Genomic DNA, 12,294 nt, shown 5'->3' with positions numbered 1-12,294 from the left:
TGAGCGGGCTTTGTTTATCTTGTGCCTCGTTTGTGAGTGTCTATCGCACTTACAGAATAAAGCGGCTGAGATCTTCGTCTTCGACAAACTCACCCAAGCGCGCTTTCACGTATTGCGCATCAATCACCAGCTTAGAGCCTGCCTTGTCGGTCGCTTCAAAGGAGATTTCATCCATCAAGCGCTCCATCACAGTGTGAAGACGGCGTGCACCGATGTTCTCGGTGGTTTCATTGACCGTCCATGCCGCTTCTGCAATCTGGGTGATACCCTCTTCGGTGAACTCAATGTCAACGTCTTCGGTTTTCATCAACGCGCAGTATTGCTCGGTCAGTGATGCTTTAGGCTCCGTTAGGATGCGCTTAAAATCGTGGCTAGAGAGTGCCTCCAGCTCGACACGAATCGGTAGACGACCTTGTAGCTCTGGAATCAGATCCGATGGCTTCGCCACTTGGAAAGCGCCCGATGCAACAAACAGAATATGATCGGTTTTGACCATACCGTGTTTGGTCGAGACCGTGCTGCCTTCAATCAACGGCAGTAAATCACGCTGTACACCTTCACGAGACACATCCGGGCCAGAGCTTTCGCCGCGCTTACAGATTTTATCAATCTCATCGATAAACACGATGCCGTTGTTTTCGACGTTAAAGATCGCTTGCTCTTTGAGCTCTTCTTGATTGACCAGCTTCGCGGCTTCTTCTTCGGTCAACGCTTTGAACGCATCTTTAATTTTCAGCTTACGCTTCTTCTTAGTATCACCGGCTAAGTTGGCGAACATGCCTTGAAGCTGATTGGTCATCTCCTCCATGCCAGGAGGCGCCATGATCTCGACGCCCATTTGCGGCGCAGCGACATCAATCTCAATCTCTTTATCGTCAAGTTTGCCTTCACGGAGTTTTTTGCGAAACACTTGACGAGTATTCGACGAACTCTCGTCTTGCTGCTCATTCTGGCCCCAAGCATCGCGTGCTGGCGGCAATAGCGCATCAAGAATGCGCTCCTCGGCTTGCTCCTCGGCGCGGAACTTCACTTTTTCCATCGCCTGTTGGTGTGTCATTTTAACCGCGACATCGGTCAAATCACGAATGATGGTCTCCACCTCTTTGCCCACGTAGCCCACTTCCGTGAACTTAGTGGCTTCAACTTTGATGAAGGGCGCATTGGCTAACTTGGCTAAGCGACGGGCAATTTCAGTTTTACCCACACCCGTTGGCCCTATCATCAGAATGTTCTTCGGTGTTACTTCGCTGCGCAAGCCTTCTTCTAGCTGCATACGACGCCAGCGGTTACGGAGCGCGATCGCCACAGAGCGTTTTGCGTTTTCTTGGCCAATGATGTGGCGATTCAGTTCGTGGACGATTTCGCGAGGAGTCATTTCAGACATAATTGAATTCCTTAAATGTAGTGACCACTATCTTGCTTTTTACTTCGCAGCGCTGTGCGGGATTTCTAGTTCTTCGATAGTGTGGTGATGGTTGGTGAACACACAGATATCACCCGCAATTTTGAGCGACTTTTCCGCGATGTCACGGGCGTCGAGTTCGGTGTTTTCGAGCAGCGCCGTCGCTGCCGCTTGCGCAAAGTTGCCCCCAGAACCAATCGCGATCAAATCGTTTTCTGGCTGCACCACATCACCATTACCGGTAATGATCAACGATGCCGTCTCATCAGCGACGGCCAACAAAGCTTCAAGCTTGCGCAGCGCACGGTCACTGCGCCAATCTTTGGCCAGCTCAACCGCCGCTTTGGTCAAATGACCTTGGTGCATTTGCAACTTACTTTCAAAACGTTCGAACAAGGTAAACGCGTCGGCTGTACCACCGGCAAATCCCGCAAGTACCTTGTTGTTGTACAAACGGCGAACTTTACGTGCGTTGCCTTTCATCACGGTGTTACCCAGTGATACTTGTCCATCACCAGCAATGACGACTTTGTTGTTACGACGTACGGATACAATGGTAGTCACGGTGGGGCCTCATACTTTATTCATTTGGATGTTAGTCTTTATATGAGGCTATGAAAAACAGAATTCAAGGGTAGAAAAGACATCGCCCCGACAAGAAGGCGGGGCGATGTTTTGACTTTGAACGCATTAGACGTGGGCGTTTATTGTGCTTCTTTCCAAATCGCACAAGGCTCGATCTTGGCGCGCTGTAACTTGTGCTTGTCACGCTCTGCGTCACGCTTAAATTTGTATGGGCCAAGCACCACGCGATACCAACTGCTGTCTTCTTTTTTGCGAATTTTGCTGTTGATGCCTTGGAAAGCAATATCCAACTTACGCGCTTCAGCTTGCTGCGCGGTTTTGTACGCGCCGCACTGCATGATGTAGGGAATCTCAGACACCACCAGCTCTTTGGCTTTCACTTCCACTTCACGACTCGGCAACGACTCGACATAGTCCCATTTCTCTTCTGGCGGAGGAGGGAGAGTTTGGCTGCTTTTCGCTTTGGGTTTCGGGGTAGGCTTCGCGGGTTGAACCACCGGCGCAGGCGGCTCAGGGTCGCTACTAAGTAGATACAACCCATAACCGAACGCCGAGACCAATACGATGGCCAACAAACCACTGCGCCACGGTTTCTTGCGGCGCGGGGCGGCTTTTTTAGTCGGCTTACGGCTACTGCCGCGCTTTACGTAATCTCTATTCGCCACAACTGATTATCAAACCATTTAATACAACTGCTCGCTATGTTAAAGCAGATTTGTGTGTGAGGACAGACCGGAATTGGAAGCGGCTCAGCAAAACTGGCCGCAAAGTGGCGCGGCCAGCGCGCCCGGCGGCTCAATGACCGTTCAAGTCGTCTAGAGGACGCGCGGCGGCGCGGCGCTATCTCGAATCACCAGTTCTGTTTCGAGCAGTCGAGAGCCGGCACGCACGTCGTGGCCACGGAGGATCTCAAGCATCATCAGCATCGCCTGACGCCCGATTTCATAACGCGGCTGAGAAATCGTCGTGAGTGGTGGATCGCAGTATTGCGCAAACTGAATGTCATCAAAACCCACAACCGATAGATCTTGTGGCACGCGAAGTCCGAGCTTTTTCGCTTCCTGAATCGCGCCAATCGCCATCATATCATTGTGACAAAAAACCGCTGTCGGCGGCTCAGATAAGGCCAACAACTGACGAATCGCCTTCGCACCATCTTCAAATGTGAAGTTGCCTTCTGCGCAATAGTGTTCGTTCATCGTTAGGCCTGCGCGGCGCAACGCTTGTTGATAACCCTGGTGACGGAACTGACACAGTAGAGCACTCTCAGGCCCCGAAATCTGCGCGACACGGCGATGCCCCATCTGAGTCAGGTAGTTGACCGCTTCAAATGCGGAAGTGAGGTTATCAATATGCACGGTGGGCAACTCTAACTCAGGCGCAAACTCGCAGGCCATGACCATCGGCGGCAGATTCTTTTGTTCTGCCTTGCTAACATCAAACGGTAAATCCGTACCGAGCAGCAGCATGCCATCGGCCTGCTTAGTGAATACCAAGTTCACAAAAGAGCTTTCACGCTTTCTTTGTTGGCCGCTGTCCCCAAGCAATACGATGTAACCGTGCTCCATAGCCGCATCTTCAATGCCACGAATGATTTCGGTGTAATAGGGATCGCAAATGTCTGGGATGATCGCGATGATGGTCTTTGATTCGTTTCTACGCAGATTGCGCGCCAGCGAGTTGGGTGAGTAGCCAGCTTCAAGCACCGCCTCTTCGACGCGTTTTCTCGTCGCAGAAGAGACTTTCTCGGGATTCATCAACGCCCGTGATACCGTCGCCGTCGACACTCCCGCAAGCTGGGCAACATCCTTCATTGTCGCCATAAGTTATTAACCCTCTTAATTAAAGATGTAGCGCTTTAGCCACCTAAACCTTGTTGCCTTGATCATAGCGTCTGGTGTGGTGATGACGGGGTCAATCCTGCACCGCTTATGATGATGGTAGGCTGATGCCCACTCTTATTGGCAGCGAAACGCAATCGTTTGGCTCTTGCCAAGGTTCGCTTCGCCTATCCCTTTCCAAACAACTAGTTTATTCATTTCGAAACAGAAAGTTACGGGATATTTAACAAAACCCGAACTATAAAAGAGAGCCAGATCACAAATAAATGAAAAAGAACGAAATCAGCTCACAGCGCCTATCGTCCCTGCCCTTATTTAAACTAATCGGCGTGTTAGCTCAAGTCTTGAGGCTCGATATCGACCGACCAACGGACCTTTTTCGCGCTCGGCAGCAACTCGATAGCCGGCTTAGCACTGGCCAGCAGCTTTTGCATTAACGAGCGCTGCTCGGTTTGCAGCAGTAATTGCCAACGGAACTTACCCGCACGTTTGGCAAGCGGGGCGGGTGTCGGGCCCAGCACCATGCAGCCGGAATCAAACAGAGGGTGGGATTCTAAAGTAAAGCGGACTTGGCGTAGGAACTCTTCCACCAGCTCAGATTGGTTCGCTTCCGCACGAAACAGCGTTAAAAACGAATACGGGGGCAACGCCGCCAGTTTTCGCTCTGCTAAGGCCACTTCGGCGAAGTCCCGATAACTCTTTTTCAACAGTGCTTGCAATAGGCTGTGCTCTGGGTGGTGGGTTTGCAACAACACTTCACCGGGTTTGCTGGCACGCCCCGCTCGGCCTGCCACCTGAATGAAGAGCTGGGCTAAACGCTCAGAGGCTCGAAAGTCGCTGCTGTAGAGTGAGCCATCGACATCCAACAGCGCCACCAGCGTCACATCCGGGAAATGGTGCCCTTTGGCGAGCATTTGCGTGCCGATCAGAATCTGATATTCACCGCGTCGAATGGCGCTTAACGCCTCTTCTAGGCTGCCTTTGCGCCGCGTGCTGTCGCGGTCAATACGAATGGTTTTCTGCTCTGGAAAGAGCGTATGCAGTTGTTTCTCTAGCTGCTCGGTTCCCACCCCAACAGTGACCAGTTGAGTGGAACCACACCCTTGGCACTGGTGGATCGTCGGCTGCTGAGAGCCGCAGTGGTGACAGCGAATTTCGCTGCTGTGCTGATGGTAGGTGTAGTAGGCGTCGCAGCGCTTGCATTCCGCGATCCAGCCACATTCGTGACACATCAGAGCCGGGGAAAAGCCGCGTCGATTTAAAAACAGCATCACCTGATTGCCTGCGTTGAGGTGCTTGCGCATTTGAGCGATCAGTGGCGCAGAGAGGCCCCCCTCTAAATAGAGCCCTTTGACGTCAATCACTTGATTGGTGGTGGGCACCGCACTGCCTGCTCGGCGAGACAAATGCAGATGATGATATTTGCCAGACAGCGCATTGTGCAGCGTTTCTAACGCGGGCGTTGCTGAACCAAGCACAATCGGGATCTGCTCTTTGTTGGCGCGCATGACCGCCACATCGCGCGCATGGTAGCGCAAGCTATCTTGCTGCTTGTAAGAGCTATCGTGCTCTTCATCGACAATAATAATGCCCAGATCAGCAAAAGGTGTCAGCAATGCAGATCGCGTCCCAATCACAATGCCGGCCACTTTATCGCGCGCGCACAACCAGGCATTGAGACGCTCGGTGTCATTCAATCCAGAATGGACTACCTCAATCGGCACGTTAAAACGCTTTCGAAAGCGATTGATGGTTTGCGGCGTCAGGCCGATTTCCGGCACCAACACCAAAGCCTGCTGACCCCGCTCGAGGACTGGCTTAATCATGTTGAGGTACACCTCGGTTTTACCTGAACCGGTCACCCCTTCGAGCAAAAAGCAGCCAAAACCGCTGAAACTGTTGACCGTCGCGATGGCGATCGCTTGCTCTTCATTCAGCTTTGGTTTCTCGACATCGGCTTCAATGTCAGCACCCCACTTAGCAAAATGAGGCTTACGCTCAATCGACTCAATCCAACCTTTGTCTGTCAACGCGCGCAGCACGCTAGTGCTGACCTCTTCATCAATAAAACGTTGGTGTGACGTCGGGCCGTGTTGCAGCATCTGCATCACTTTGGCTTGCTTAACCGCTCGGCCAAACCCATGCATCAACTGATCGCGTCCGGTTGGCGTCAGCTGCCATTCCACCACGGCGGTAAAGTCGGCCGGTTTTCCCTTACGCAGGGCGCTGGGCATCGCATTGGCTAAGGTTTCGCCAAGTGGATATTGGTAAAAGTGGCTGCACCAGTGCAACAAGGTATATAACGAGTCGGGCCAAACGGGTTGACTGTCGAGCACCTGCTTAATCGGCTTGATTTTGTCCATCGGCAGCGATGACTGCTGCACCAAGGCTGTCACGATACCGACTAAGGTTTGACGGCCAAAAGGCACAGACACGCGCCCACCGATCACTGGAAAAAGGTGTCCAGGGATTTGATAGTCAAACTGTTTATCTAGTGGTACGGGTAACGCGACTCGGGCGATGGTGGGTCTCATTCAGTCTTTCACTGCAGGTCGATGACGCGTTTAGTCTAAGGGAAAAGGCAGAGTGAGAAAAGCCAGCGCATCTCAGTGTCTGTATGAGGAGACGCGGGTAACACCACTTCGCGATAACATCCATGCGTCTCCCTCTCCTGAAGCGGCTAAAAAAGTAGCGATTTCTACCCCAAATCGGTTGATCCTAGGCGTACTATTCATTACTATATCGCGCCTTAGAGATATGGCTGCTCTGGCAGCGGTGTCCTAAATCCATTTTACATTAACTACGTGTGGTGTCCGGCTCTGAATCGGATAGCGACACGGCCTATATTGAGGTTACCCCATGAAAGCTGGAATCCACCCAGAATACAAAGCAGTAGCAGCAACTTGTTCTTGTGGCAACACATTTGAGTTCAAATCTACTCTAGACAAAGAATCAATCCACCTAGACGTATGTGACAAATGTCACCCATTCTACACTGGTAAGCAACGTATCGTTGATACAGGCGGCCGTGTAGATCGCTTCAACAAGCGTTTCGGTGCTCTATCAAGCGGTAAGAAGTAATTCCTTCTCGCGGATAGGAAAAAGGACGCTGCGGCGTCCTTTTTTGTTGCCAAAGATTTAGAGCAATTAACCTATTCACATTAAAACCCGCAGTCATATCTCTTTCTATCTGGTCTAATCTCCAGTCATTTCCCACATATTACCCTACTCGCTCGCATTCTAACCTAGGCAGCTTGACTCAGTTCCTCTAAAATGATTAACCCCCTTTGTGCTGAATCATTTTAACGAGTACCTATTTCTATGCCTGATGACCACCGTCAAGACCTGACCCCTGAAGAACAATTTCGCCAAAAAGCGCTCGACTACCATGCCTTTCCAAAACCAGGCAAGATCTCTGTCGAGCTGACCACCCAAGCAGAAACCGCGCAAGATCTCGCGCTCGCCTACAGCCCAGGCGTGGCCGAGCCGGTACGAGAGATCGCTCAAAACCCCGATAATGTCTATAAGTACACTGCAAAAGGCAATATGGTGGCAGTGATCTCCAACGGCACAGCGATTCTTGGCCTAGGTAATCTTGGCCCACTGGCATCAAAGCCCGTGATGGAAGGCAAAGCCCTGCTGTTTAAGCGCTTTGCAGGTTTGGACTCCATCGACATCGAAGTCAAACATCGCACGATCGATGAATTTGTCGACACGGTCGCCAACATCGCGGATACCTTCGGCGGCATCAACTTAGAAGACATCAAAGCGCCAGACTGCTTTGAAATCGAAAAACAATTAATTGAGCGCTGTGATGTGCCAGTCTTCCATGATGACCAACACGGTACCGCCATTGTGACGGCTGCTGGCATGCTCAACGCCATTGAGCTGCAAGGTAAAAAACTGGAAGACGCCGTGATTGTCTGTCTGGGTGCCGGCGCGGCAGCCATCGCTTGTATGGAACTGCTGATCAAGTGCGGCGCGATGCGCGAGAAAATTTACATGCTGGATCGCAAAGGTGTGATCCACACTCGACGTGATGATCTCAACGAATACAAACAACTGTTTGCCAACAACACCGACAAACGTACGCTGCAAGATGTCATCGATGGCGCCGATCTGTTCCTTGGCGTTTCTGGTCCTAACCTGTTATCGCCAGATGATCTTAAATTGATGGCCGACAAACCCATCGTGTTTGCCTGCTCTAATCCAGATCCTGAGATCAAACCTGAGCTCGCTCATGATGTGCGCAATGACCTCATTATGGGTACAGGTCGCAGTGACTACCCGAACCAAGTCAACAACGTACTTTGCTTCCCGTTTATTTTCCGTGGCGCACTGGATGTACGTGCTAGCGAGATCAACGATGAGATGAAGCTCGCTGCCGTAGCGGCCATCCGTCAACTGGCGAAGGAAGAGGTCCCTGCCAATGTTCTGACCGCCGCGGGTGTGGATTCACTCTCGTTTGGCCCAGACTACATTATTCCAAAACCGATGGACCCAAGACTACTCCCCCGCGTCGCCAAAGCGGTCGCGTTAGCCGCGGTAGAATCCGGGGTGGCACGCATTGAGCTGCCTGACCATTACATGGATATCGAGTAACCTTGACGCCCACTACCAGCCACGACCGTTGTCTCTGGCTGAGCAAAAACAACAAAGCCGCTGACGATGTCAGCGGCTTTTGCATTCAAATTCAGTGCAAAACAGGGCCAGCGTTAGTCGTCAAACGCCTCAAACTCAATCCCCATCTCCGTCATCAGCTTTTTCACTTCAGCGGGAATATCATCTGGACGGTCTTTACGCAAATCTTCATCCGTCGGTAATGGTTGACCTGTGTAAGCGTGCAAGAACGCTTCACACAACAACTCACTGTTGGTGGCATGACGCAGGTTGTTGATCTGGCGGCGCGTACGCTCGTCTGTTAATACCTTAAGGACTTTAAGTGGGATGGAGACCGTGATTTTTTTCACTTGCTCACTTTTCTTACCGTGTTCTGCGTATGGGCTAATGTATTCGCCATTCCAGTCTGCCATTGCGCACCTTTATATTTGCGTATGAGTGTTTAAACCACAATTTTAACGGTATTTATGGCTACAAGCAAAGACATATAGACGTCTAGAAGTGTTGACGTCTTAAAAAATGAGAAGTAAAGTGGTTGGCGATAGGAGTGAATCGGCCCAAACTGTGAGTGTGTCGCAGCACTACACCACATTGGGTGCCGGATACACCTGATAAGCAACAGGTATATCTCATTCCCTAAAACAAGTCACTACTGTTCGCAAGGAAAACGCTATGAGCACGCGCAAACCCGCCACCATCGCGGTACGTACTGGTATCGAGTCAGACACCCAACATCACGCTGTCGTTCCCCCTATTTATCTCTCGACCAATTATGGCTTTCCGGCGTTTGGTGAAGTGCCGAAATACGATTACACGCGTTCTGGTAACCCGAACCGTGGCCTGCTTGAAACGGCGCTGTATGAGTTAGAAGGTGGAGAAGGCGCTGTAGTGACCAATTGTGGCACCTCAGCGCTCAACCTTTGGGTCTCTGCGTTTGTCGGTCCAGATGATTTGATTGTCGCGCCACACGATTGCTACGGTGGCACCTATCGACTCTTCAATACCCGCGCGCAAAAGGGCGACTTCAACGTGTTGTTCGTCGACCAATCCGATGACGCAGCCTTGACCGCCGCCATCAACCAGAAACCCAAGCTTATCCTGTTGGAAACGCCATCAAATCCTTTGGTGCGTGTGGTGGATGTCGAGAAAGCCTGCCAGCAAGCGAAACAAGTCGGCGCACTGGTCGCGGTTGACAATACCTTCTTAACCCCGATTTTCCAGAAGCCACTCGAACTGGGTGCGGATTTCGTTATTCACTCAACCACCAAATACATCAACGGTCACTCCGATGTGATTGGCGGCGTGGTGATCACCAAAACCAAAGCGCACGCTGAAGAACTGGCTTGGTGGGGCAACTGCATTGGGGCCACCGGCACGCCGTTTGATAGCTACATGACGCTGCGTGGCATCCGCACGTTGGGCGCACGAATGAAGGTGCACGAACAAAGCTCGGCAAACATTCTCGACTTTCTGAAAACAGAGTCACTGGTTGGCCGCATCTATCACCCAAGCTTGCCGGATCACCCTGGTCATGACATCGCCAAGAAACAACAATCAGGCTTTGGTTCTATGCTCAGCTTCGAGTTCGCTGGCAGCTTTGAAGAACTGAAACAGTTTGTCGGTGAGCTGAAACTCTTCTCGCTTGCAGAATCGCTAGGCGGCGTAGAAAGCCTCATTTGTCACCCAGCGTCAATGACCCACCGTGCGATGGGCGAAGAGGCGTTGGCCGAGGCAGGTGTCTCTCAGCAACTGCTGCGTCTGTCTGTCGGTCTTGAAGATGCCGATGACCTGATTGACGATCTCAAGCAAGCCTTTAACTGTGTGAAGGAGTCCGCGTAATGACGACATCGCGTCAACTGCATAAATTTGGTGGTAGCAGCTTAGCGGATCCGGAGTGCTACCGCCGGGTAGTCACCATACTCAAAGAATACTCTGGCAGCGATGATCTGATCGTTGTCTCAGCGGCCGGTAAAACCACCAATCATTTGATTGAATTTACCGAAGCGCTCTATAAAGACGGCCGCCTTGCCCATGAAGCGTTGCAGTCGGTACGACAATTCCAAACAGGGCTTATCGAAGCCTTGATTGACAGTGACGACGAACAAGCGCACATGCTGGCGACGCTCAAAGACGAGTTCACCACCCTCGGCGAATTAAGCGCCCCGTTAAGCGAGGCGGAGCGAGCTGCGGTACTTGGCCACGGTGAAATGTGGTCCTCAAGACTGCTCGCCGCGCTATTGAATCAAGCGGGTTTACCAGCCATCGCGCAAGACTCTCGCACTTTCTTACGGGCAGAAACCGGCACGCAACCTGAAGTGGATCGTGGTCAGTCCTACCCACTACTGAAGGAAATTTTGGCGCAACACTCACAGCGTCGTCTGGTGTTTACCGGCTTTATGGCGCAAAACCAAGCAGGCCAAACCGTGCTGCTTGGCCGAAACGGATCCGATTACTCTGCCACCGTGATTGGCGCGCTCGCAGAGGTCAGTCGCGTCACGATTTGGAGTGACGTTGCTGGCGTATACAGCGCAGACCCTCGCCTTGTCAGTGATGCTTGTCTTCTGCCCCTATTGCGACTGGATGAAGCAAGTGAACTGGCACGCCTTGCCGCCCCCGTGCTGCATAGCCGTACCTTGCAGCCTGTCGCTCAAAGTACGATGGACTTACACTTGCGCTGCAGTTACGACCCTGAATCTGGCTCTAGCCGCATTGAGCGCGTCCTCGCCTCTGGGCGTGGTGCCAAGATCATCTCCTCACTCAATGACGTGTTGTTGATTCAGTTAAACTTCGCCTCTGGCCATGATTTCAATCGCATGGAAAAAGAAGTGCTGAGCAGTTTGAAACGCGCCCAACTTGAACCTCTAACTTATGAAGTCCAAGCGGATAAGCACTCATTACGCCTAGCTTATACCTCCGAAATTGCAGGGGGCGCTTTAGGCTTCTTACAAGATTCCGCCATTGCAGCAGAAATTAAACTCAAAGAGGGCTACGCCCTTGTCGCTGCGGTGGGCGCTGGTGTCACCAACAACGCCAACCACTGTTACGGCTTTTACCAGAAGCTCAAGTCATCGCCTGTCGAGTTCATCTCTGAATCTCGTTCCGGTCTCAGTTTGGTGGCTGTCTTACGCCGCACCGAAACCGAACCACTCGTTAAGGCGATTCACAACCAACTTTTCCAAGCACAAAAACGAGTCGGCATCGCCCTATGCGGCAAAGGCAACATTGGCTCCAGTTGGTTAACCCTGTTTGCAGAACAAAAAGCAGAGCTAGAAAAGCGTCGTGGAATGAGTTTTGAGCTCGTGGCGGTGATCGACAGCCAAACCTATTGGTTTAATGACCAAGGCATCGATCCTAGCGCGGTCAGTGAGCATTTCGATGAAGAGTCTATCCCTTATCAGCAAGGCGAGTGGATCCAGCGCCTCGGTGCGATTCAGGGCTATGACGATGTGGTCGTACTCGACGTGACGGCGAGTAAAGAGTTAGCTGAGCGCTACCTCGATATAGCCGAGCAAGGCATGCATCTTATCTCTGCCAATAAGGTTGCCGGCTCTGCCTCAAGTGCTTACTACCACCAAGTCCAAGATGCGTTTTCCAAAATAAACCGCCATTGGCTCTACAATGCCACCGTTGGAGCAGGCTTGCCGATCAACCACACTGTGCGCGATTTGCGTGAAAGTGGCGATGTCATCTATGCGGTCTCAGGGATTTTCTCTGGCACCCTCTCTTGGTTGTTCCAACAATATGATGGCAGCGTACCGTTTGCCGAGTTAGTCGATTTAGCGTGGCAGCAAGGCTTAACCGAGCCAGACCCTAGGCAGGATCTCGATGGCTCTGACGTAATGCGCA

The 12,294-nt window shown here is 51.8% G+C and carries 10 protein-coding genes; 4 read left to right on the top strand and 6 right to left on the bottom strand.

Features of this window, described 5'->3' with window-relative positions; translation table 11 throughout:
* Positions 1–49 precede the first annotated feature (49 nt).
* The 5 genes from hslU to priA form a co-directional block, all read right to left on the bottom strand.
* Positions 50–1,384, bottom strand: coding sequence for an ATP-dependent protease ATPase subunit HslU (gene hslU / locus AC6R0L_RS12165; RefSeq protein WP_334555675.1), 1,335 nt, complete (start codon positions 1,382–1,384; stop codon positions 50–52).
* A gap of 39 nt (positions 1,385–1,423) precedes the next feature.
* Positions 1,424–1,966 carry an ATP-dependent protease subunit HslV gene (gene hslV / locus AC6R0L_RS12160; RefSeq protein ID WP_487902569.1) on the bottom strand — a complete coding sequence of 181 codons (543 nt, stop codon included), beginning with the start codon at positions 1,964–1,966 and terminating at the stop codon, positions 1,424–1,426.
* 140 nt (positions 1,967–2,106) lie between these two features.
* The gene (locus AC6R0L_RS12155) at positions 2,107–2,652 is read right to left on the bottom strand and encodes an SPOR domain-containing protein (protein WP_334555677.1); all 546 of its coding nucleotides are present in this window, start codon (positions 2,650–2,652) and stop codon (positions 2,107–2,109) included.
* A 150-nt stretch (positions 2,653–2,802) separates the two neighbouring features.
* Complete coding sequence (gene cytR, locus AC6R0L_RS12150) at positions 2,803–3,810, bottom strand: DNA-binding transcriptional regulator CytR (protein WP_500627047.1); 1,008 nt, start codon at positions 3,808–3,810, stop codon at positions 2,803–2,805.
* Between the two features lie 350 nt (positions 3,811–4,160).
* Positions 4,161–6,362 carry a primosomal protein N' gene (gene priA / locus AC6R0L_RS12145; RefSeq protein ID WP_500629286.1) on the bottom strand — a complete coding sequence of 734 codons (2,202 nt, stop codon included), beginning with the start codon at positions 6,360–6,362 and terminating at the stop codon, positions 4,161–4,163.
* A 325-nt stretch (positions 6,363–6,687) separates the two neighbouring features.
* Here priA and rpmE point away from each other — a divergent pair, with 325 nt between their 5' ends.
* Together rpmE and AC6R0L_RS12135 are read left to right on the top strand one after the other, a co-directional pair.
* Positions 6,688–6,909 (top strand): 50S ribosomal protein L31, encoded by a 222-nt coding sequence (rpmE, locus tag AC6R0L_RS12140; protein WP_334555681.1) that lies wholly within the window; start codon positions 6,688–6,690, stop codon positions 6,907–6,909.
* Between the two features lie 240 nt (positions 6,910–7,149).
* Entirely contained in the window at positions 7,150–8,430 is a 1,281-nt protein-coding gene (locus AC6R0L_RS12135) for a malic enzyme-like NAD(P)-binding protein (protein WP_500629285.1), read from the top strand.
* Between the two features lie 113 nt (positions 8,431–8,543).
* On the opposite strand, the gene metJ is transcribed toward AC6R0L_RS12135, so the two are convergent.
* Positions 8,544–8,861: a met regulon transcriptional regulator MetJ gene (metJ, locus tag AC6R0L_RS12130; protein WP_334555683.1), complete on the bottom strand. Its 318-nt coding sequence runs from the start codon at positions 8,859–8,861 to the stop codon at positions 8,544–8,546.
* Between the two features lie 259 nt (positions 8,862–9,120).
* Here metJ and AC6R0L_RS12125 point away from each other — a divergent pair, with 259 nt between their 5' ends.
* A complete protein-coding gene (locus tag AC6R0L_RS12125; RefSeq protein ID WP_500629284.1) occupies positions 9,121–10,287 on the top strand; it encodes an O-succinylhomoserine (thiol)-lyase in 1,167 nt (388 codons plus the stop codon).
* The coding region (locus AC6R0L_RS12120; protein ID WP_500629283.1) for a bifunctional aspartate kinase/homoserine dehydrogenase II at positions 10,287–12,294 on the top strand (2,008 nt) is incomplete at its 3' end. The genes AC6R0L_RS12125 and AC6R0L_RS12120, both read left to right, overlap by 1 nt.

Source organism: Vibrio sp. R15-SG3-ISO1A, from assembly GCF_059833955.1.
Note: the sequence above shows the minus strand (reverse complement) of the source record. Positions and strands in the feature narration are given on the sequence as shown.